General features: G+C 68.1%; 25 protein-coding genes. 10 read left to right on the top strand and 15 right to left on the bottom strand.

The window, feature by feature from the left end; all coding sequences use genetic code 11:
- Window positions 1–521: DbpA RNA binding domain-containing protein (locus PHR85_RS08940; RefSeq protein WP_300053220.1), on the top strand; the 521-nt coding region annotated here is incomplete at its 5' end.
- Here the strand turns inward: PHR85_RS08940 and PHR85_RS08935 are convergent.
- On the bottom strand, window positions 487–1,680 hold the full coding sequence (locus tag PHR85_RS08935) for a YbfB/YjiJ family MFS transporter (protein ID WP_300053217.1): 1,194 nt from the start codon (window positions 1,678–1,680) through the stop codon (window positions 487–489). The genes PHR85_RS08940 and PHR85_RS08935 overlap by 35 nt on opposite strands.
- A gap of 9 nt (window positions 1,681–1,689) precedes the next feature.
- Window positions 1,690–2,148 (bottom strand): rRNA maturation RNase YbeY, encoded by a 459-nt coding sequence (ybeY, locus tag PHR85_RS08930; RefSeq protein WP_300053215.1) that lies wholly within the window; start codon window positions 2,146–2,148, stop codon window positions 1,690–1,692.
- A gap of 280 nt (window positions 2,149–2,428) precedes the next feature.
- Between ybeY and PHR85_RS08925 the strand changes: the two genes are divergently transcribed.
- Genes PHR85_RS08925 through PHR85_RS08915 form a run of 3 tightly spaced genes read left to right on the top strand, consistent with a single transcriptional unit; the run spans window position 2,429 to window position 4,264 of the window.
- Window positions 2,429–2,809 (top strand): polymer-forming cytoskeletal protein, encoded by a 381-nt coding sequence (locus tag PHR85_RS08925; protein ID WP_300053212.1) that lies wholly within the window; start codon window positions 2,429–2,431, stop codon window positions 2,807–2,809.
- 11 nt (window positions 2,810–2,820) lie between these two features.
- The gene (locus PHR85_RS08920; protein ID WP_300053210.1) at window positions 2,821–3,891 is read left to right on the top strand and encodes a M23 family metallopeptidase; all 1,071 of its coding nucleotides are present in this window, start codon (window positions 2,821–2,823) and stop codon (window positions 3,889–3,891) included.
- The gene (locus PHR85_RS08915; RefSeq protein WP_300053207.1) at window positions 3,869–4,264 is read left to right on the top strand and encodes a polymer-forming cytoskeletal protein; all 396 of its coding nucleotides are present in this window, start codon (window positions 3,869–3,871) and stop codon (window positions 4,262–4,264) included. The genes PHR85_RS08920 and PHR85_RS08915 overlap by 23 nt, the downstream gene beginning before the upstream one ends.
- An 87-nt stretch (window positions 4,265–4,351) precedes the next feature.
- On the opposite strand, the gene PHR85_RS08910 is transcribed toward PHR85_RS08915, so the two are convergent.
- Both PHR85_RS08910 and PHR85_RS08905 read right to left on the bottom strand, forming a co-directional pair.
- Window positions 4,352–4,852, bottom strand: coding sequence for a hypothetical protein (locus PHR85_RS08910; RefSeq protein WP_300053204.1), 501 nt, complete (start codon window positions 4,850–4,852; stop codon window positions 4,352–4,354).
- 26 nt (window positions 4,853–4,878) lie between these two features.
- Window positions 4,879–5,880, bottom strand: coding sequence for a PhoH family protein (locus PHR85_RS08905; protein WP_300053201.1), 1,002 nt, complete (start codon window positions 5,878–5,880; stop codon window positions 4,879–4,881).
- A 30-nt stretch (window positions 5,881–5,910) separates the two neighbouring features.
- Here PHR85_RS08905 and ruvA point away from each other — a divergent pair, with 30 nt between their 5' ends.
- Entirely contained in the window at window positions 5,911–6,492 is a 582-nt protein-coding gene (gene ruvA / locus PHR85_RS08900; RefSeq protein ID WP_300053198.1) for a Holliday junction branch migration protein RuvA, read from the top strand.
- Between the two features lie 22 nt (window positions 6,493–6,514).
- On the top strand, window positions 6,515–7,579 hold the full coding sequence (gene ruvB / locus PHR85_RS08895) for a Holliday junction branch migration DNA helicase RuvB (protein WP_300053195.1): 1,065 nt from the start codon (window positions 6,515–6,517) through the stop codon (window positions 7,577–7,579).
- 6 nt (window positions 7,580–7,585) lie between these two features.
- Here the strand turns inward: ruvB and PHR85_RS08890 are convergent, their stop codons facing one another.
- From PHR85_RS08890 to PHR85_RS08860, 7 genes are all read right to left on the bottom strand, one after another.
- Window positions 7,586–9,349: a methyl-accepting chemotaxis protein gene (locus PHR85_RS08890; RefSeq protein ID WP_300053193.1), complete on the bottom strand. Its 1,764-nt coding sequence runs from the start codon at window positions 9,347–9,349 to the stop codon at window positions 7,586–7,588.
- Window positions 9,350–9,457: 108 nt separating this feature from the next.
- Window positions 9,458–10,096: a histidine phosphatase family protein gene (locus PHR85_RS08885; protein WP_300053191.1), complete on the bottom strand. Its 639-nt coding sequence runs from the start codon at window positions 10,094–10,096 to the stop codon at window positions 9,458–9,460.
- A 13-nt stretch (window positions 10,097–10,109) separates the two neighbouring features.
- The gene (locus PHR85_RS08880; protein ID WP_300053189.1) at window positions 10,110–10,808 is read right to left on the bottom strand and encodes a hypothetical protein; all 699 of its coding nucleotides are present in this window, start codon (window positions 10,806–10,808) and stop codon (window positions 10,110–10,112) included.
- 66 nt (window positions 10,809–10,874) lie between these two features.
- On the bottom strand, window positions 10,875–11,852 hold the full coding sequence (ttcA, locus tag PHR85_RS08875; RefSeq protein ID WP_300053187.1) for a tRNA 2-thiocytidine(32) synthetase TtcA: 978 nt from the start codon (window positions 11,850–11,852) through the stop codon (window positions 10,875–10,877).
- 44 nt (window positions 11,853–11,896) lie between these two features.
- Window positions 11,897–12,280 (bottom strand): dihydroneopterin aldolase, encoded by a 384-nt coding sequence (locus PHR85_RS08870; protein ID WP_300053185.1) that lies wholly within the window; start codon window positions 12,278–12,280, stop codon window positions 11,897–11,899.
- Window positions 12,277–12,711, bottom strand: a complete 435-nt coding sequence (locus PHR85_RS08865) for a dihydroneopterin aldolase (RefSeq protein WP_300053183.1) — start codon at window positions 12,709–12,711, stop codon at window positions 12,277–12,279. The genes PHR85_RS08870 and PHR85_RS08865 overlap by 4 nt, the downstream gene beginning before the upstream one ends.
- Entirely contained in the window at window positions 12,708–13,508 is an 801-nt protein-coding gene (locus PHR85_RS08860) for an SDR family oxidoreductase (RefSeq protein WP_300053180.1), read from the bottom strand. Before PHR85_RS08860 ends, PHR85_RS08865 begins: the two co-directional genes overlap by 4 nt.
- 153 nt (window positions 13,509–13,661) lie before the next feature.
- Between PHR85_RS08860 and PHR85_RS08855 the strand changes: the two genes are divergently transcribed.
- Genes PHR85_RS08855 through trxC form a run of 3 tightly spaced genes read left to right on the top strand, consistent with a single transcriptional unit; the run spans window position 13,662 to window position 15,348 of the window.
- Window positions 13,662–14,678, top strand: a complete 1,017-nt coding sequence (locus tag PHR85_RS08855; RefSeq protein ID WP_300053226.1) for an SAM-dependent methyltransferase — start codon at window positions 13,662–13,664, stop codon at window positions 14,676–14,678.
- Between the two features lie 12 nt (window positions 14,679–14,690).
- Window positions 14,691–14,885, top strand: a complete 195-nt coding sequence (locus tag PHR85_RS08850) for a DUF2905 domain-containing protein (RefSeq protein ID WP_300053178.1) — start codon at window positions 14,691–14,693, stop codon at window positions 14,883–14,885.
- A 10-nt stretch (window positions 14,886–14,895) separates the two neighbouring features.
- Window positions 14,896–15,348 (top strand): thioredoxin TrxC, encoded by a 453-nt coding sequence (gene trxC / locus PHR85_RS08845; RefSeq protein ID WP_300053175.1) that lies wholly within the window; start codon window positions 14,896–14,898, stop codon window positions 15,346–15,348.
- A 33-nt stretch (window positions 15,349–15,381) separates the two neighbouring features.
- Here the strand turns inward: trxC and PHR85_RS08840 are convergent, their stop codons facing one another.
- Genes PHR85_RS08840 through PHR85_RS08825 form a run of 4 tightly spaced genes read right to left on the bottom strand, consistent with a single transcriptional unit; the run spans window position 15,382 to window position 20,050 of the window.
- Complete coding sequence (locus PHR85_RS08840; protein ID WP_300053173.1) at window positions 15,382–16,743, bottom strand: multifunctional CCA addition/repair protein; 1,362 nt, start codon at window positions 16,741–16,743, stop codon at window positions 15,382–15,384.
- A complete protein-coding gene (locus tag PHR85_RS08835; protein WP_300053170.1) occupies window positions 16,740–17,051 on the bottom strand; it encodes a metal-sensitive transcriptional regulator in 312 nt (103 codons plus the stop codon). The genes PHR85_RS08840 and PHR85_RS08835 overlap by 4 nt, the downstream gene beginning before the upstream one ends.
- Before the next feature lie 37 nt (window positions 17,052–17,088).
- Window positions 17,089–18,033 carry a complex I NDUFA9 subunit family protein gene (locus PHR85_RS08830; RefSeq protein ID WP_300053168.1) on the bottom strand — a complete coding sequence of 315 codons (945 nt, stop codon included), beginning with the start codon at window positions 18,031–18,033 and terminating at the stop codon, window positions 17,089–17,091.
- Between the two features lie 22 nt (window positions 18,034–18,055).
- Window positions 18,056–20,050, bottom strand: a complete 1,995-nt coding sequence (locus PHR85_RS08825; protein ID WP_300053166.1) for a lytic transglycosylase domain-containing protein — start codon at window positions 20,048–20,050, stop codon at window positions 18,056–18,058.
- A 9-nt stretch (window positions 20,051–20,059) separates the two neighbouring features.
- On the opposite strand from PHR85_RS08825, the gene PHR85_RS08820 reads away from it, so the two are divergent.
- Window positions 20,060–20,689, top strand: a complete 630-nt coding sequence (locus tag PHR85_RS08820; protein ID WP_300053164.1) for a 5-formyltetrahydrofolate cyclo-ligase — start codon at window positions 20,060–20,062, stop codon at window positions 20,687–20,689.
- Window position 20,690: the final 1 nt, after the last annotated feature.

Genomic DNA, 20,690 nt, shown 5'->3' with positions numbered 1-20,690 from the left:
AGTTCGCCAACCGCAGCTGCTCGGTGCTGGTGGCGACCGATGTGGCGGCGCGCGGGCTCGACATCGCCCAGCTCGACGCGGTGATCAACGTCGACTGCACGCCCGACGCCGAGATCCATGTGCACCGCATCGGCCGCACCGGCCGTGGCGAGGCCGAGGGCCTGGCGCTGACGCTGGCCAGCCTCGACGAGATGGGCTCGGTCGGCAAGATCGAGCAGCTGCAGGGCCGCGAGGTGGTCTGGCAGCCGCTCGACGGCCTGACCCAGGCCCCGGGCGGCCCGCTGCGCCCGCCGATGGCGACGCTGCAGATCCTGGGTGGGCGCAAGGAGAAGATCCGCGCCGGCGACGTGCTCGGCGCGCTGACCGGCGAGCTGGGCTACACCCGCGAGCAGATCGGCAAGATCAACATCAACGAGTTCTCGACCTATGTCGCGGTCGATCGCGCCATCGCCAAGCAGGTCGAGGCCAAGCTGGCGGCGGGGCGCATCAAGGGGCGCAGCGTGAAGGTGCGGTTGCTGTAAGCGTCAGCCGCTTGAGCAGCAGCAACAGGGCAGAGCCCAGCAGCATGATGCCCGCCGCCAGGTAGAGCCCGGCCTCATAACTGCCGAAGCGGGTGGCGAGCCAGCCGGTCACGGCCGGGCCGACGATCTGCGCGCTACCGTAGGCGAGCGACATCTTGCCCATCATCTTGGCGGGGCGGCCGGGGTAGTAGCGCCCGGCCATCGTCAGCACCAGGCTCACGATGCCGACGAAGGTGCCGCCGAACAGCAGCGCGCCGGCCAGCGTCGTCGTCAGCCCGCCGCCGGCCAGCGGCAGCAGGATGCCCGCGATCTGTAGCAGCGCGGCCGTGATCAGTGCGTCGAGGTCGCCGACGCGGCGCGCGACGAAGTCCCAGACGATGCTCGCGGGCGCGGCGGCAATCCCGATCGCGAGGAAGGCCCATTTGCCCTGTCCCGCGAGGCCCGGCAGCCGCTCGACGATCGCGACGATGAAGGTCGTGCTGACCACGTAGCCGATTCCGGCGCAGAAATACGCGGCCATGAACAGGCGCAGGAAGGCGGGAGTCGGTGGGCTGTCATGCCAGGTCTGCGCACCCGCGTTCGCCACAGTGCGCGGTGGCACCGGCAGCCAGGCCAGCGCGGGAACCGCGAGCAGGCCGCCGAGCGCCGTCAGCGCCAGCCACTGTTCGTGCCAGTCCAGTCCGCTGTCCATCCAGGCCACCGCGACCGAGCACAGCACCACGCCGAGCCCGATGCCGCTGTAGAGGATGCCGAGCTCGCTGCGGTGGCCGTGGCGGATCAGCCAGTTCAGCACCAGCCCGGCGCCCAGCAGCATGCCGGCCGCGCTGCTCAGTCCCGCGAGGTAGCGCGAGATAGCCCAGAGGGTGAAGTCGCTGCTGAGCCCCATCATCGCCGTGCTCGCGACGGCCACGACCAGCCCGATGCGATACAGGCGGTCCTTGAACACTAGGTCGCCGACCAGCATCGCAAGCAGCGCACCGCTCAGGTAGCCGGCGTAGTTGATCGCCGCCAGCCAGCCGGCCTCGGCGACACCGAGCCCGGCCTGCTGCTGCATCAGTGGCAGCAGCGGCGTGTACGCGAAGCGCGCCACGCCCAGCGTCAGCAGCAGGCTGAAGATGCCCGCGGTCAGCACCTTGAGACGGTCGCGCTGGCTGCTCATGACCGCGCCTCAGTCGGCGTAGGGATTCGGGAAGCCGAGGCCGGCCAGGATCTCGATCTCGTAAGCCTCCATCTCCTCGGCATCCTGTTCGCTGGTCTCGTGGTCCCAGCCCTGGGCGTGCAGCGCGCCGTGCACCAGCAGATGCGCGTAATGCTGCTGCAGCGTCTTGCCCTGCTCGGCGGCCTCGCGCGCTACCACCGGCGCGCACAGCACCAGGTCGGCCTGCACCACGGGTTCCTGCGCGTAGTCGAAGGTCAGCACGTTGGTCGCGTAGTCCTTTTGCCGATAGTCGCGGTTCAGGCTCTGGCCTTCCTCGGCATCGACGATGCGCACGGTGATTTCGCCGTCATCGGCCAGCGCGTGGCGCAACCAGCGCATGACTTTCTGGCGCGGCAGCGCGGCGCGGTGTTCGGCCACGCCGTCGAAGCGGGCGAATTGCAGGGAAAGGGTGAGGGAAGGCAATGGCATCTGCGGTGTCCTGGGTTCGTGTGGGCGTGCTGCCGCCCACGGGCATGGCTGGTCTCGAATGACCGATCAGATATTTGCCTGGTAGGCTGTTCTTGGATTGACTATCAATTGAATGATAATAGTCGCATATTATTTGTCAAGGCTTTCAGATATTCCCTTGTAATGATAGGATCTAATTTTTAACCGTATCCATTTCTGAGGTCGCGGCAAGCTGTTTGAAAGTCTGGCACTCAGGGAACGAACATCTCTCGCGCTACCGCGAGGGGCGAGGACCAGCCTGATGAAGCTTGAAAATACACAGGGCAATCTGATCATTGGCGAGGGGGTCGAGATTTCCGGCGCCATCGTCTGTCCTGGCACGGTCACGCTCGACGGCACCCTGCAGGGGACGCTGTCCGCCGCGCAGTTGCATGTGGGGCCTTCGGGACGCATCAATGGCGAGGTGGTCGCTGGCGCCGCCGTGGTGTATGGCGAGGTCAAGCCCAGCCTGACCTGTCGGGGCAAGCTCGTCATCTGCTCGACCGGCAAGGTCACGGGTACCGTCCAGTTCCAGCAGCTCGAAGTCGAGCTCGGCGGCCAACTCGTCGGCAAGATCCACAGCACCAGCGAACCGGCGGCGCTGGAGCTGACCGAGGTGACGCTATTGCCCAATCCCCAGTAGCCGGGGTTGACATGCCCAGTCTCCGCAAGCCACTGCGCTACCTGACCGCTATCCCGGCCCATCTGAAGCGCTATTTCTGGACCTGTGACTTCGACGATTTTCGTCTGATCGTCGAGCAGTCTGGCCAGTTGCGCTCCTTCGTGGTGCCCGGCCGGCTGCAACGCCTGTTCATGCGCGGCGTCTTGCTGGCACTGACGAGCACCTTGCTGCTGCTGTCCGCGCTGGCGGGCTACAACCGCTTCCTGGCCTGGGACAACGAGACGCTGAAACAGGCCATCTCCCGTGACGAAAGCTCGAAGCAGCGCGTCTGGCAGTTGCTGTCGGTCGCCACGTCCATCGATATCGACAAGATCGCCGCGCTGGAGGATGACGAGATCGATCGCATGAGCAATGCCATTCTCGACCGCGAGAAGGAGCTGTTGAAGCTGTTGCGCTATGCCGCCCATGATCTCGAGAACGCCAACCAGAACCTGCAACTCGTGCTGCGCGTGAGCGGATTGAAACCGGCTCAGCTGGAGGCGCTCAAGAAGGAGCTGCCCGAGCCCAAGGCCCCGAGCGGCGGTGTCCCCAACCTCCGACTGCTCGCGGAAATCGATGCCGATATCGCCTCCCGGCTCGGCAAGCAGGTCAAGATCAACGAGCAGCTCAAGGGTGTCTATGAGCTGCTGCCCTCCGCCACGCCCATGGAGCAGGCCGAGATGTCGTCGTCCTTCGGCATGCGGGTGCATCCGGTCACGCACATGGTGGACATGCACGAAGGCCTGGACCTGATACCGGGCAGCGTCCGCCAGGTCAGCGCGGCCGCGGACGGTGTGGTGCTTGACGCCTCCTACCGCAACGGTTACGGCAACACCGTCGAGATCGCACACGCCAAGGGCATCAGGACGCTGTATGCCCATCTATCGAAAAATCTCGTCGGCAGCGGCGAGACAGTGCGCAAGGGCCAGTCCATCGGAATCGTAGGGAATACCGGGCTTTCGACCGGCGTCCACCTTCACTACGAAATCTCCGTCAATGGCCAGAAGATCAATCCTTTGGTTGCCATGCTGGCGAGGCCCAATGTTCCGCAAGTTCAAAAATAACAAGCTTTCCTCCGATGACGTCTCAGGCCCGGAGCAGGGTCGGCGTGGCGGCCTGATCGAGACCCCGCACAAGCCGACCATCATCAGCGAAGGTTGTCGCATCGATGGCAAGGTACAGTCTTCCGATGTGATGTATGTCGAGGGCGAGGTGGTCGGACAGCTGGAAAGCGTGAGCCTGACCATAGGCCAGAATGGCCAGGTCAATGGCGACATCAAATGCCGTTCCCTGAGCATTCTGGGCCGCTTCGACGGTCGTGCCGAATGTGATGAGCTGAGTCTGGGCAGCCACGCCGTGGTCAATGCCACGTTGCACTACAAGCAGCTCAAGGCCGCCCTGGGCGCGGTGATCCAGGGCGAGCTGGTGCTGCGCTGAGGCGGCGAACCCGGCACCGGCGATGCAAGCATGGCCGGCTACGAGGTCGATGCCGGAAGTCGATTCCCAATCGCGCCTGGCGCACGACTAGCCGTGATCCAGTTCCTCGCATACGGAGAGGTTTCCCGTGCGCCAATAGGCGCCATCCCAGCAGATCACGTCGGGCAGCTGCTTGTAGATGCGCTGCTGCCGTAGCCTGGGGCGCCTGTCCGCCGCGTACCAGTGCGAGACGAGCGTGGTTGGCAAGGTGGGGCAGCTGAACTTCTTCCTGATGTTCAGCTCCGGCTGCCAGAAGTAGATCAGGATGCTTTCGGCTGTCTCCAGATGGTCGCGGCCGTGATCGGCCGGATAGGCGATTTCGCCCAGCCATATGTTGAGATCCCGATTGATCTTTGCCAGCGCGGGATGATTCCTGAACCGCGCCCGGTACGATGTCTCCGTGATGCCGAAATACTGGATCTCGGAGTCGGATTTCTGGTAGCGCCGCTTGCCCGTCAGCATGTAAAGACCATTCCCCTCGTCGAGCCGTGGGATGTCTTCCTTGCTGAAAGGGCCGTACCAGTGGATGTTGATGGTGACTTGGCTCACTGTTGACGCTAGTTGCTGTCTTGTTCTCAGTCCGCGCTGTGCCGCACGGTCTTGCGCGCCGTGCCGCGCGTCGTCGGCATCGCCTCCTCGACCTCGTGCGCGCCACCCGTGTCATAGGCGTCGACGATGCGCGCCACCAGCGGATGGCGCACCACGTCGGCGCTGGTCAGGCGGTTGAAGGCGATGCCCTTGACGCGCTTGAGGACCCGCTCGGCGTCGATCAGGCCGCTGAGCTGGGTGCGCGGCAGGTCGACCTGGCTGACGTCGCCGGTGATGACGGCCTTGCTGCCGAAGCCGATGCGGGTCAGGAACATCTTCATCTGCTCGGGCGTGGTGTTCTGCGCCTCGTCGAGGATGACGAAGGCGTGGTTGAGCGTGCGCCCGCGCATGAAGGCCAGCGGCGCGATCTCGATCTGCTGGCGCTCGAAGGCCTTTTGCACCTTGTCGAAGCCCATCAGGTCGTAGAGCGCGTCGTACAGCGGCCGCAGATAGGGGTCGACCTTCTGCGTCAGGTCGCCGGGCAGGAAGCCCAGCCGCTCGCCGGCCTCGACCGCCGGCCGGGTCAGCACGATGCGCTGCACCGCGCTGCGCTCGAGCGCGTCGACCGCGCAGGCCACCGCGAGGTAGGTCTTGCCGGTGCCGGCCGGACCGATGCCGAAGGTGATGTCGTGGCAGGCCATCTGGTCGAGGTAGCGTTGCTGGTTGGCGGTGCGCCCGCGCACCTCGCCGCGCCGGGTCTGCATCGCCACATGCTCGACGCTGTCCTCGGGCAGGGCGCTGTCGCCGGCGAGCATGAGCTGGACCTTTTCCTCCGGGATGGGCTGGCGGGCGAGCTCGTACAGGGCCTGGATCACCTCCATCGCCTGTTCGGCCTTGGCCTTGGGACCCTCGATGCGGAACTGCTCGAAGCGGTGCGCGACCTTGACCTGCAGCGCGGCCTCGATCGTTCTAATATGCCGGTCCATCGGGCCGCACAGATGGGCCATGCGGGCGTTGTCGGGCGGGGAGAAGTGGTGTCGCAGAATCAAACCGATAATTCCATCTAAAGGAAACCGTCAATGATAGGCAAACTCACCGGCACCCTGCTGGAAAAATCCCCGCCCCAGGTCCTGGTCGACTGCGGCGGCGTGGGCTACGAGGTCGATGTGCCGATGAGCACCTTCTACGGCCTGCCCGAGCTGGGCCAGAAAGTCGCGCTGCTGACGCACTTCGTGGTGCGCGAGGACGCGCAGCTGCTGTACGGCTTCGCGACCCCCACCGAACGTGATGCCTTCCGGCAATTGATCAAGGTCAGTGGCGTCGGTCCGCGCATGGCGCTGAGCCTGCTGTCGGGCATGAGCGTGGCCGAGCTGGCGCAGGCGGTGACCGCGCAGGAGGCCGGCCGCCTGGTCAAGGTGCCCGGCATCGGCAAGAAAACCGCCGAACGCCTGCTGCTCGAACTCAAGGGCAAGCTCGGCGCCGACCTCGGCCCGCTGGCGGGCGGCGGCGCAGCGCTGGGCGAGGCCCATGGCGACATCCAGCAGGCGCTGATCGCGCTGGGCTACAGCGACAAGGAGGCCGCCGCCGCGCTCAAGGCGCTGCCGGCCGAGGTCGGCGTGAGCGAGGGCATCAAGCTCGCGCTCAGGGCGTTGGCGAAGTGATTTTCAAGCGGGACAAGCAGCGATGGCCATAGAAACCGACGACTTCGCCCCCGCGCCGCGCCAGCCGCGCATGGTCTCGGCCGCGCCCGAATCCAGCCGCGAGGAGGCGCTGGAGCGCGCGCTGCGGCCCAAGGGCCTGCGGGAATACGTGGGCCAGGCCAAGGTGCGCGAGCAGCTCGAGATCTTCATCGGCGCGGCCAGGAAGCGCCAGGAGGCGCTCGACCATGTGCTGCTGTTCGGCCCGCCCGGACTCGGCAAGACGACGCTGAGCCACATCATCGCGTACGAACTCGGCGTCAACCTGCGCCAGACCAGCGGCCCGGTGCTGGAAAAGCCCAAGGACCTGGCGGCGCTGCTGACCAACCTCGAACCCAACGATGTGCTGTTCATCGACGAGATCCATCGACTCTCGCCGGTTGTCGAGGAGATTTTGTACCCGGCGATGGAGGACTACCAGATCGACATCATGATCGGCGAAGGGCCGGCGGCGCGCAGCATCAAGCTCGACCTGCAGCCCTTCACGCTGGTCGGGGCGACCACGCGCGCGGGCATGCTGACCAATCCGCTGCGCGACCGCTTCGGCATCGTCGGGCGGCTGGAGTTCTACAACGCCAGCGAGCTGGCGCTGATCGTCAAGCGCAGCGCCGGTCTGCTGCAGACGCCGATGGACGAGGCGGCGGCGTTCGAGGTCGCGCGCCGCTCGCGCGGCACGCCGCGCATCGCCAACCGGCTGCTGCGCCGGGTGCGCGACTACGCCGAGGTCAAGGGCGATGGCCGCATCACGCTCGACATGGCGAATCGCGCGCTGACCATGCTCGACGTCGATCCGATCGGCTTCGACCTGATGGACCGCAAGCTGCTCGAAGCCCTGATCCACAAGTTCGACGGCGGCCCGGTCGGGCTCGACAACATCGCCGCCAGCATCGGCGAGGAGGCGGGCACGATCGAGGACGTGATCGAGCCCTACCTGATCCAGCAGGGCTATCTGCAGCGCACCACGCGCGGGCGCATCGCGACCCAGGCGGCGTTCCGCCATCTGGGGCTGGAGCCGCCCAGGGTCGATCCGGCGCTGTTCGGCGATGACTGAGCGCGCTTAGAACTCTTCCCAGTCGTCATCGGTCGAGGCCGCCGCGATCTTGGGGGGGCTGGCCGGCCGTGGCTCGCTCCGGCTGGTCGCCAGCTGGTCGGGGGCCGGGCGCTGGAGCGCTGGCTTGGCGGGCGGCTTGTCGAACGGCTGGCTGGTCGGATGTGGCGCCGCCGCGCGGCTGCCTGGGCTGCTCGGACCGCTCCCTAGCGTGCCGCTTGCCTGCCGCGCCTCGTGCTGGTCGATCTTGAACATGCTCACCATCGTGGTCAGCTCGGTGGCCTGCTGGCGCAGGCTCTCGGCTGCCGCGGCGGACTCTTCGACCAGCGCGGCATTCTGCTGCGTCATCTGGTCGAGCTGGGTCACCGCATCGCCCACCTGGCTGATGCCATTGCTCTGCTCGGCGCTGGAGGCCGTGATCTCGCCGATCAGGTCGGTCACCTGCTTGACCTGCACCACGATGTCATCCATCCGGTTGCCCGCGTCATCGACCAGGGCCGAGCCGGCTTCCACGCGCTCGACGCTGGCACCGATCAGGGTCTTGATTTCCTTGGCTGCCTCGGCCGAACGCTGCGCCAGGCTGCGCACCTCGCTGGCGACCACGGCAAAGCCGCGGCCCTGTTCGCCGGCACGCGCGGCCTCGACGGCGGCATTCAGCGCCAGGATGTTGGTCTGGAAGGCAATGCCGTCGATCAGGCCGATGATGTCGGCAATCCTGCGCGAGCTGGTGGTGATTTCCTCCATCGTCGCGATCACCTGGTCGACCACTTCCCCGCCCTTGGTGGCGGCCGCGCTGGCGCTGGAAGCGAGCTGATTGGCCTGGCGCGCGGTGTCGGAGTTCTGGCGCACCGCCGAGGTCAGCTGCTCCATCGACGCGGCCGTCTGCTCCAGGCTGGAAGCCTGCGTCTCGGTGCGCTGGCTCAGGTCGGCGTTGCCGCTGGCGATCTGTCCCGCGCTGGTGGCGATATGGTCGCTCGACTGCCGCACCTGCCGGACCGTGCGGCTCAGGCTGTCGCGCATGGTCCTCATGGCGGCCATCAGGCTGGAGTCATCCCCGCTGTCGACCGGGACCGGCACCGTGAGATCGCCCTGGGCGATCGCCTGGATCACCGCGTGCGCCTGCTCGGGCTCGCCGCCAAGCTGGCGGGTGACCCGGCGTGCCAGCGGCAGACCGCCCAGTACCGCCAGCACCGAGAACACCGCCGTCAGCGCCAGGCTGATCCAGGTCGCCTGCTGGCCCTGCTGCTCGGCCTGCTCGGTTTCCGCCTGGGCCTGCCGGTTGAGGCTGTCGATCGCTTGCTTGATCAGTGCCGTCGGCGCGCGATCCAGCCCCGCGACGGCGGTATCCCCAGCCTGGGGGTCCCGGTCCGAGGCCTTGAAGCGCTCCAGCCCCTGGCGATAGTTCTGCCCCATGGTCTGGTGCGCGGCGAGGAATTGCTGCACCTCGCGCCGCACCTCGCCATCGGCCAGTTCCGCCAGCAGCTGATTGCCCAGGGCCTGGATCTCCTGTTCCTGGTTCTCGAAGGCCTTCCAGTGCTGTTCGAGTGCCGCCGGGTCCTTGCCGCGCAACAGGGTGTTTTTCCACTCTTGCACCTGGGACTTGAAGGTCACGAGCATGCCGCCCGCCATGTCCTTCTGGCGGCTGGCTATGCTCATCCGTGACGCATAGTCATCCAGCGCCTGGTTGAGCTTGTAGGTGCCCAACAAGCCGCCACAGGCCACGAACAGCGAGGCCGCGGCGATCGTGGCGGCAAATTTTTGACTGAGTTTCATGAAGACCGATGGGGTTTTGTCAGTAATGAATGGGTTTGCCTTGCAGGTTCAAACATTTTGATTGATTTGGATGTCATCCAAATTATCGAGCTGCTACCTGTGCCGCCTTCAGCTCGCGGATTCGTCCAGCGTCCCGTCGTCGAGGTGCGAGCGGTCGGCCCAGCCGACCAGGCCCAGGCCCTCGGGGGTCCAGAGCAGGCGGTGGATCGCGGCGTTCTCGACCGCCCAGGTGCGTGGCGCCCGCAGTTCGAGCCGGGTCGCCAGCCGGTAGACCATGTCGAGCACGCCGCCATGCGCGACCACCACGATCTGTTCGCCCGCATGGTGTGCGGCGATTTCATCGAGCGCGGCCGCGATGCGCGCGCGCAGCTGCAGCAGCGTCTCGCCGCCGCCCGGCGCGAACTCGGGCACGCGGGTGCGCCAGGCCAGTGCGGCTTCGGGCTCCTCGACCTCCAGCTCGGTCCAGGTTCTGCCCTGGAAGTCGCCGAAATGGCGCTCGCGCAGGCCGACATGGGGCCGCACGGCCAGCCCTTTCAAGGCGGCGATCGCGCTGGCGGTCTGGTGCGCGCGCGCCAGGTCGCTCGAATAGACCGCGGCGACAGGCTCGTCGCGCAGCGCCTCGGCCGCGCGCGCGGCCTGCCAGTGGCCGCGCTCGTTGAGCGGGATGTCGAGCTGGCCCTGCAGGCGCTTGTCCTGGTTCCAGGTTGTTTCGCCGTGGCGCAGCGCCACGATACGGGTGAATTCCATCTGTTTTCCTTGTTCAGCGCGGCACTTCGATCACGACCCGGCGCGGCCCGGCCGGCGGCTGCGGGAAGCCTTGCAGCGCGGCGTCGTACAGCGCGGCCCACAGCGTCGGGCTGTCGGCCCAGGGGCCATCGTGCGCGGCCTGGGTCTCGTAGACCACGCGCGCGCTGCGGGCATCGCGCAGCACGATCGAGACCTCGCGCTGGTAGTAGGGCGGCACCACATGGGGGAACAGCGGCATCCCGATGCCGATCGAGCCGTGGTGGCCCACATGGCCGATGCCCAGACTCATGCCGAAGGCCGCCCGGCCCGGTTCGTCCCAGGGGGCCTGCGGCAGCCGGATCGAGCGCGCGCCGAGTTCGACTGTCCAGCGCGGCGCAGGCAGGCCAGCTGGCAGCGGCTCGGGCGCCGCGCGCAGTCCGACCCGCTGCAGCGCATCGCGCGCGATGGCCTCGATCGCCTCCTGCTGCGCGGCTGGATCCTGGCGCTGCGAGGGGCGCCGCTCGATGCGGTAGAAGTCGCCGGGCGCAGGCCGCATGAGCGCGCCGGTGGCCGAGGCCGTCCAGTCGGCATAGCTGCGCACGTCGTTCTCGAGCCGGATCACGCCGGCGCAGCCGCCCAGCAGCAGCGCGCCGGCCAGCAGGCCCAGGCCGGTCAAGTGGCGCGCCATCGACCCGCTGGCGCCGGATCGGGTGAAGACTGGGGAGGGGGACATGATGGGCTCCTGCATGGGGTGGGGTGTCCGGTGGCCGGTGCGGCCCCGCCACCGGCAGGGCGCCAATCAGCGCGCCGGGGTCAGGCTGATGATCTGCTCGGCCGGCAGCGAAGGCGGCAGCGGCAGCTCTTCCTCGTCGAACACCATGTCGCCATTCTCGTCGGCGACGCCGGTGGTGCGCAAGGTTTCGAACGGATGCAGCTGGCGGTCCATCAGGTGGCTCGGCACCACGTTCTGCAGCGCGCCGAGCATGCTCTCGATGCGGCCCGGGAACTTCTTCTCCCACTCGCGCAGCATGTTGCCGATCTGCTGGCGCTGCAGGTTCTCCTGGCTGCCGCACAGCGTGCAGGGGATGATCGGGAACTCGCGCACCTGGGCCCAGCGGATCAGGTCCTTCTCGGGCACATAGGCCAGCGGGCGGATCACCATGAACTCGCCGTTGTCGCTGACCAGCTTGGCCGGCATGCCCTTGAGCTTGGCGCCGAAGAACATGTTGAGGAAGAAGGTCTGCAGGATGTCGTCGCGGTGGTGGCCCAGCGCGATCTTGCTGCAGCCGAGCTCCTTGGCCACCCGGTACAGGATGCCGCGGCGCAGCCGGCTGCACAGGCTGCACATGGTCTTGCCCTCGGGGATCACCTTCTTGACGATCGAGTAGGTGTCCTGGGTCTCGATGTGGAACTTGACGCCGAGCTGCTTCAGGTACTCGGGCAGGATATGGTCGGGAAAGCCCGGCTGCTTCTGGTCCAGGTTGACCGCGATCAGCTCGAAGTTGACCGGGGCGCGCTTTTGCAGCTTGAGCAGGATGTCGAGCAGGCCGTAGCTGTCCTTGCCGCCCGAGAGGCAGACCATCACGCGGTCGCCTTCCTCGATCATGTGGTAGTCGGCGATCGCGCGGCCGACCTCGCGGCACAGGCGCTTTTCGAGCTTGCGGTCCTCGCGCTCGATCTTGTGCTGCTTCTGGGCCTCGGCGGCGTCGGCGGCCGTGACAGGGGCGGAGTCGGTGGCCGTCTCGGCGGCTTCGCTCCAGTTGGCGGTGTCGTTCATTTCAATACTTGTATAGGGTTGGGCGCTGACGGCGGCGGATGGGCTCACCACTGGCCGCTTTCCATGCGGATCGCGACTTCGCAGTCGTCGAAGATCTCCAGCTTGGCGATCTTGATGCGCACGCCGATCACGCCCGGCAGTTGCAGCAGGCGGTGAACCAGCTTGCCGATCAGCGTTTCGAGCAGGTTGACATGCTCGGCGGTGCACTCGTCGATGATGATCTGGCGCACCTTGCGGTAGTCCAGCACATGGTCGATGTCGTCGTTGTGCGGCAGCAGCGGCTGCTCGCCCTGATTCAGCTCGGCATCGACCTGGATCGGTTGCGGGCTGATCTTCTCGTGCTCCAGGATGCCGAGGTTGGCGACGAAGCGCAGGCCGGTCAGGGTCAGGATCTGCTGGCCGGCTTTCGGGGCTTGGGTAGGATTCATGGCAGGGCGGAGGCGGGTTTGACGTGGAAAACCTCCACGCCGACCGCCTCGCAGTCGGGGTAGACGTCGGGTTTGCAGGTCGACAGGCGCACGGCGCGCACGCCGGGGTGGGCCAGCAGGCGCCGCGCGAGGTCGTCGCACAGGGTTTCCTGCAGCTCGACATGGCCTTGCCGCAGGCGCAGCGCGACCTCGGCGCGCACGAAGTCGTAGTCGACCACCTCGTGCAGCGAGTCGAGCGAGGGGGTGGAGCGCTCGAACGGCACCCAGAGCTCGACGTCGATCCAGAGCCGCTGGGTCACGCCCTTCTCGAAGTCATGCGCGCCGATATGGGCCTGCACCTCGTGGCGGCGCAGGAAGAGCTTGCGACAGCTCAGGCGCAACTCGTCCAGCAGGGACAGCTGCACCGGCAGGGTCAGGTCGGGGGCATTCATGGCTGGGGATTGTCCTCGACCGCGAACATCACGTCACGCGCCAGCGGCACCAGATGCTGGCCGCTGTCGACGCACAGCGTGCTGCCGGTGATCGATTGCGTCCGCGCCAGGAACAGGCAGGTCCGCGCCACGTCGGCCGGGTCGGTGGCGCGGCGCAGCAGGTTGACGCGGCTGGCGCGGTCGAAATTGTCCTGGGTCTGCGGGCCGCTCGGGTACATCAGGCCGGGTGCCACGCCGCAGACGCGCACGCGCGGCGCCAGCGCCTGGGCCTGCAGCGCGACCGCGCGCTCCAGCGCCAGCTTGCTCACGGTATACGAGAAATAGTCCGGATTCAGGTTGAACACCTTCTGGTCCAGGATGTGGATCACGCTGGCGTCGAGCTCCGCCCCGGCGGGCAGGCTGGCGGCCAATTCGCGCGCCAGCGACAACGGCGCGATCAGGTTGACCTCTAGCTGCATGCGCGCCAGTTCGGCGTCGAAACCGGCGCCGGTGTCGGGCTCGAAGGCCGAGGCGTTGTTGATCAGGCAGGTCACGGGGCCAGCGACGGCGGCGGCCTGCGCCATCAAGGCGCGCCGGCCGGTCTCGCTGGCCAGGTCGCCCTCGATCGCGATCGCGTCGTGGCCCTGATCGCGCAGCTGCTGGCACAGCGCCCGCGCCGCATCGGCCGAGCGGCGGTACTGGCACAGCACGCGCCAGCCGGCGCGCGCGAAGGCGCGGCAGAGCTCGGCGCCCAGGCGCACGCCGCCGCCCGTGACGAGCACGGTCGGGACCGGAGGGATCGGGTCGGCGCGGGTCATGGGATGGTCTTCATGCGTTGGCGGGCGCTTATGATGGCGCCGCACCCGTAACCAGATGGCAGAACCACGTTGAGCGACTTGTCTGAAAAGCTGAAAGCCCATATTGTCCGCGAGCTGGAGCAATCCGGCGGCTGGCTGTCCTTCGACCGCTTCATGGCGCTCGCGCTGTACCAGCCCGGCCTGGGCTATTACGCCAATGACAGCGTCAAGTTCGGCGCGCTGCCCGGCGGCGGCAGCGACTTCGTGACCGCGCCCGAGCTCTCGCGCTGGTTCGGCCGCACGCTGGGATGCCAGGTCGCGCAGGCGCTGGCAGCGACCGGCTGCTCGGAAGTCTGGGAGTTCGGCGCCGGCAGCGGCGCGCTGGCGCGGCAGATCCTGACCCAGCTCGACGCCATGGGCCACGGCGAGGTGCGCTACCGCATCGTCGATCTGTCGGGCACGCTGCGCGCGCGTCAGCAGCAAGCGCTGGCGGCCTTCGGCGACCGGGTTCGGTGGGTCGACCGGCTGCCGCAGCAGCTCGAGGGCGTGATCGTCGGCAACGAGGTGCTCGATGCGATGCCGGTGCAGCTGCTGCAGCGGCGCGGCGGTACCTGGTTCGAGCGCGGTGTCGCGCTGCGCGACGGCGCCTTCGCCTGGGAGGACCGCCCCACCGCGCTGCGCCCGCCGTTCGAGATCGAGGGTCCGCACGACTACCTGACCGAGATCCATCCGCAGGCCGAGGCCTTCGTGCGCACGCTGGCCGAGCGCTGGACCCGTGGCGCGGCCTTCTTCATCGACTACGGCTTCCCCGAGTCCGAGTACTACCACCCGCAGCGTCACATGGGCACGCTGGTCTGCCACCGCAGCCACCAGGTCGACCATGACCCGCTGGTCGAGGTCGGGCGCAAGGACATCACGGCCCATGTCAACTTCACCGGCATCGCGCTGGCGGCGCAGGACGCCGGCCTGCCGGTGCTGGGCTACACCAGCCAGGGCCGCTTCTTGATCAATGCCGGCCTGATCGAACTGGCTGGCGAGCTGCCGGTGGCGGAGCGCGCCAACCTGGCCAAGCTGGTCAACGAGCACGAGATGGGCGAGCTGTTCAAGGTGCTGGCCTTCGCGCCGGCGGCCAGCGCCGAGGGCTGGGTGCCGCTGGGCTTCACGGCTGGCGACCGCACGCACACGCTGTAAGGATTGATCGCGATGCTGCGCTGGCTGATCGTCGTGCTGCTGGCCCTGGTGCTGGTGCAGGGCTTGACGGCCTGGCTGCGCAAGATCGGGCTCGGGCGGCTGCCGGGCGATCTGCACTTTCGCGCCTTCGGCCGCGACTGGGAGTTGCCACTCGCGACCGCGCTGCTGTTAAGCTGGATCGCCGCGCTGTTGCAGCATCTGTTCTGAATTCATCGCCATGTCCAGCTCCGATACCCTGCACCTTGTCTGTCCGCACTGCCACACCACCAACCGCGTCGCCGCGCAACACCTGTCCAGTGCGCCGGATTGCGGCAACTGCCACCAGCCGCTGTTTACCGGGCACCCGGTGGCGCTCGATGCGGCCAGCTTCGAGCGCCACCTGAGTCGCAGCGACCTGCCCTTGCTGGTCGATTTCTGGGCGCCTTGGTGCGGTCCCTGCCGCTCGATGGCGCCGGCTTTCGAGGCCGCGGCGACGCAGCTCGAACCCCAGTTGCGCCTGGCCAAGGTCGATACCGAGGCCGAGCAGGCGCTGGCGGCCCGCTTCCAGATCCGCAGCATCCCGACGCTGGCGCTGTTCTGGCGCGGGCGCGAGATCGCGCGTCAGCCCGGCGCGATGGGGCAGGCCGATATCGTGCGCTGGGCGCGCGCGGCGCTGGCCCAGCCGCGCTGACCGGGGCTCAGGCCTGGCGGCGTACAGCCCGCTTCAGTCGCTGATCTCGGCTTCGCGCTGCGCCGGGTTCAGCACTTGGCCGATCGCCTCGCCGCGCGCGCGCTCGATCGCCTGAGCGATCGCCGGGCCGAGTCGGCGCGGGTCGCCACTGTGCAGCCGGACTTCCTCCGTGACGCGGGCCGCGATCGGTGCAGTCGCCACCGCCAGCGCCGCATCGAGCGAGGTCTGCAGCCGCGTTGCCTGGGGGTAGGGCGCTTCCTCGAAGTTGAGCCGACCGCGCGCGTCGCACTCGCAGGCCTGCAGGAATTCGACGAAGCGATCGGGCCGGCGGATCGCGTCGCAGCGTTCCAGCAGGCGCAGGGTCGCGTTCTCCGACAGGTCGGCGCAGCGGTGGACATGGCCATGCTCGCGTGCGACCACCTCGGCCAGTTCCTTGCAGTCGCGCGGCACGCGCCAGCGCTCGCACAGTTTCAGCAGCAGCTTGACGCTGCGCATCTCGTGGCCGATGTGGCGCGGCAGCACGTCGGCCGGCGTGTTGCCCTTGCCGAGGTCGTGGCACAGGCAGGCGAAGCGCACCGTCAGCGGCGCCTGCAACCGGGCCGCCATGTCGAGCACCATGCCCAGGTGGACGCCGGTGTCGACTTCGGGGTGGTAGTCGGCACGCTGCGGTACGCCCCACAGGCGGTCGACCTCGGGCAGCAGGACTTTCAAGGCACCGCAGTCGCGCAGCAGTTCCAGCATGCGCGAGGGCTTCTGCTCCATCAGGCCGCGCGAGAGTTCCTGCCAGACCCGCTCGGGCACCAGGTGGTCGACCTCGCCGTGCTCGACCATGGAGCGCATCAGCGCCAGCGTCTCGGGCGCGACCTGGAAGTCGGGCCAGCGCGCCGCGAAGCGCGCCATGCGCAGGATGCGCACCGGGTCCTCGTGGAAGGCGTCGGTGACATGACGCAGCACCTTGTGCCGCAGGTCGCGCCGGCCGTCGTAGGGATCGACCAGGCGCGGGTCGTTGGGGTCGAAGCGGCCGTCCGCGTCCAGCGCGTCGGCTGACAGCGCGATCGCGTTGACGGTCAGGTCGCGCCGCGCCAGGTCTTCCTCCAGGCTCACGTCGGCATCGGCGTGGAAGGCGAAGCCATGGTAGCCGCGCGCGGTCTTGCGTTCGGTGCGCGCCAGCGCGTATTCCTCGCGTGTGCGCGGATGCAGGAAGACCGGAAAGTCGCGCCCGACCGGCAGGAAACCCTGTGCCGTCATGGCCGCCGGCGTGCTGCCGACGACCACCCAGTCGCGGTCGGCGTGCGGGCTGCCGTCGGGCAGCCGGTGCACTTCGTGGAAATGACCGAGCAGGCCATCGCGCACCGCGCCGCCCACCAGGTAGATCTGCCCGGTGGCCGGCTTCATGCGTATTTTTCCAGGATGCGGGTCGAGCGCTCGACGCCCTCGATCGAGTCGCCCTGGGTCACGGCTTCCAGCATCGAGCAGGCCATCATGCGGTAGAAGGCCTTGTCCATTGCCTTGCGCGCGGCCGACATCTGTTGCGCGATGTCCTCGCAGGGCCGGCCGCGGTCGACCATCTCGGCCAGGGCGCGCACCTGGCCCTCGATGCGGCGCAGCCGGTTGATGATGTCGCGCTGGTGCTCGCTGCGCTCCACGGCGGCGCCGGTCGCTGGGGAGGGGCTGGCCTGGGCGGCGGTCTTGCTTGCGGGCATGGGGAAAAACTTTCTGAAAAACAGGTCCGGCCGGGGCTCAGCCCCGGGTGTAGCGGCTGCGCATGGCCAGCAGCGGGTCGGCCCGACCCTGCTGGTCGAGGTAGGTGGCCACGGTGGGCTCCAGCGCGGCGGCGGCGATGCCGAGCGCGGCCAGGCCGGGCAGCTTGCCGCTGGCGACGTTGTCGACCTTGAGCGAGGCGAAATTGTCGGTGCTCATGAGCGGCTCGCCCGGCAGGCATTGCAGCGCCAAGGCCTGCAGGTAGCCGAAGGCGCGTGGCATGCCGATCACCGGGCGCGGATGGCCGGACAGGCGGCCCGCGATCCGGACCAGTTCGCGCAGCGTATAGGCGCGCAGCCCGGCCAGCTCATAGGTCTGGCCCACGGTGGCCGGGTCCCGCAGGCAGCGGGTGATGGCCTCGGCGACATCGCCGACCCAGACCGGTTGCAGCCTTGCCTCAGCACCGGGCAGCAGCATCACGGGCACCATGGCCTGCAAGCGGGCAAACAGCGTCAGGAAGCTGTCGCCGGCGCCGAAGATCACGCTCGGGCGCAGCAAGGTCAGGTCGAGCCCGGCCTCGCGCAGCGCCGTTTCGCCAGCCGCCTTGCTGCGCTGGTAGTTCGACGGGCCTGTGGCGCTGGCGCCGAGCGCGCTCACATGCACCAGCCGACGCAGGCCGGCGGCGTTCATCGCCCGCGCGAGCTTGCGCGGCAGCTCCACATGCGCATGCTGGAAGCGCTGCTCGTTGCCATGCAGCACGCCGATCAGGTTGACGACCGCGTCGTGGTCTGGCAGCAACCGCGCCAGCGCGGCTTCGTCATGCACATTGGCCTCGATCGCGGTCACGCCGGGCAGGGTCTGCACGTCCCTGGCCTTGATCAGGCGTCGCGTCGGCACCGTCACGCGCATGCCGGCGCGGGTCAGATGCTCGCAGACATGGCTGCCAACGAAACCGGTGCCACCCAGTAGCAGGATATTCTTCATCTTCTTCTCCCTCTTGTTCGGTTCAGGGCAGGTCGGCGCCGGCTGCCTGGCTGCCCAGGCGCGGCCCGATCGCTGCCAGTCGGCTGCCGATGCGCTGTGGCTCTCCGCTCAGCAGCGCGGCGTAATTGTTGGTGTTCGAGATCACCTTCTTGACGTAGTCGCGCGTCTCGGAGAAGGGGATGTTCTCGATCCAGACCGGTGCCTCCAGCACCGGACCGTTGCGCCAGACGCGCGGCCGACCCGGGCCGGCGTTGTAGGCGGCGGCGGCCATCGGCATCGAGCCCTCGAAGTCGTCGAGCGCGAACTTCAGGTAGGCGGTGCCGATCGCGATGTTGGTGTCGCGGTCGGTGATCTGGTGCGGCTTGAAGTCGCTCAGGCCGATGCGCTTGGCGGTCCACTGCGCGGTCGCTGGCATGACCTGCATCAGTCCGGATGCGCCCACGCCCGAGCGGGCGTCGGTGATGAAGCGGCTTTCCTGCCGGATCAGGCCGTAGACATAGGCCGGGTCGAGCCCGACCTCGCGCGCACGCTTGATCACCTGTTCGCGGTGCGGGGTCGGGAAGCGCTGCGAGTAGTCGATCTCGGCCTTGGTACGCTCGCTGGTGTTGATGCAGCGGTCCCAGACCTGCTGCTGGCAGGCCAGCTCGGCCGCCGCGAGCAGTTCGCGGTCGCCCATGCCGCCGCGCTGGTGCAGGTTGGTGCTGTAGTTCCACTCGCGCACGCCTTCGCTGCGCAGGCCGTTGGCGATCGCCCACAGCGCGCGCTGCAGGCCCGGGTTCTGGCGCGCGGCGGTCTTCTCGGCCGGGCTCAGCGGGGCCGGCGCCGGCGCCGCAACGGTCGCCTGACCCAGCACCTCCTGCGCGAGCTGCTCGTAGAAGCCGCTGCTGCCCGCGATGCGTTGCAGCAGCGCGCGTGCCTGCGCTTCTTGGCTGGGGCCTTGCTGCGCGAGCAGCGCGCGCGCCTGCCAGTAGGTCCAGGTCGGGTCGCGCCGCTGCGCTTCGCTCATGTGCGTGATCGCCTCCTGCACCGCCTTCCAGTCGGCCGAGCGCAACGCGGCGCGCGTCTTCCAGGCCAGCATGTCGTCGTGCAGGTATTTGTCCTGCGCGCGGTCGAAGTACTCACGCGCGCGCGGCGACAGCTTCTGTGCCGCCTGGCGGCCGATCGCGCCCCAGACCCAGCTGCGCTCCTCGGCAGTCAACTGGGTGCGCCAGCGCAGCTTGCCGGCCTCTTCGGCGGCTGCATCGAAATTCTTGGCCGCCAGCCGCACCAGCGCCAGTGTCACGAGCTCCTTGGTGCGCGGGCGCAGCGCGGTCAGCTTCTCGTCCAGGTAGCGATCCGGATTGACGTAGATTTCCTCGGCGGTCGCAGCCCAGGTGTCGTCCAGCATCGCCACGGCCTGGGTGGCGGCGCGCAGGCGGCCGTTCTCCATCGCGAGGCGGGCGCGCTGCCAGGCGGTCTCGACGCCCAGTTCTTCCTGCTGCAGCAGTGCGCGCGCGGCGCTGGCGCAGCCCAGGTCGGCCTCCTTCTGTCCCAGCCAGAGCTGGCGCACGGTCTCGGCCACCGGCGCGCGCCGCTCCAGGTGATCGGCCAGCAGCGCGTAGCACTGGACCTCGCGGTCGTCGTTCATGCGGTATTGCGCATGCTCGACCCGGAAATTGTTCCAGTCACCGCGCCGACCCAGCTGCAGCAGCCAGTCGTTGCGCAGTCGGTCCTCGTAGTAGCTGCCGGCATAGCGGCGCAGGAAGGCGCGGATCTCGTCGCTGCTCGCGCCGTCGAGCCGCGCGCGCAGCTCCCAGTACGCCGCCAGCGGCTCCAGCAGATGGCCCTGCAGGCGTGGCAGGCCGTCGCGCAGGGTCCGCTGGTCGTTCTTGCGGAACGCCTCGCGCATGTCCTGTAGCGTCCGTTCGGCGCTGGATTGCGCCGCGACAGCCGATGGTGCCAGCGCCAGCGCGGCTGGCAGCGAAAGCGTGGCCAAAATCGACCACAATCCTCTTTGCAGGGTCACATTTCTCTTCATAAGGCAATTATGGACAACAATGACGGAGTCGTGCGTTCGAGTCAGGCCGCGCAGAAGGCCGCCTGGCGCAAGCGGCTGGTGGTCGAGCGTCTGCAGCTGGAGGACCGGCTGGCGCGCAACGAGGCCCTGCAGCGGGTCATGCGGGTCTGGCTGGTCGACCGCCCGGACACCGTGATCGGGGCCTACTGGCCGATCAAGGGCGAATTCGATCCGCTGCCGGCGCTGTTTCGCTGGCAGGAAGCCGGCATGGAGGCCGACGCCGCGGGGGCCTCGCAGCGCCGCCGCATCGGTTTGCCGGTGATCAACAAGGTCGACAAGACACTGAGCTTTCACCGCTGGTACCCCGGTTGCGAGATGGAGGAGGACGCCTACGGCATCCCCAAGCCCAAGGATACCGAGTTGGTGCATCCCACCCTGCTGTTTGTTCCCTGCGTCGGCTACGGGCTGGGCGGCTATCGGCTCGGCTACGGCGGCGGCTTCTACGACCGCACGCTGGCGGCGCTGTCGCCGCGGCCCTTCACCGTGGGATTGGGCTACACCCACGGTTTCCTGCCCGAGCTCGAACCCGAGCCGCACGACCTGCCGCTGGACGCGCTGCTCAACGACAACGGCGTGGTCTGGCCGCTGCCTTTGCCCTGAA

The organism is Malikia sp., from assembly GCF_028687635.1.
In the GTDB taxonomy this organism is placed as follows: Bacteria; Pseudomonadota; Gammaproteobacteria; order Burkholderiales; family Burkholderiaceae_C; genus Malikia.
Note: the sequence above shows the minus strand (reverse complement) of the source record. Positions and strands in the feature narration are given on the sequence as shown.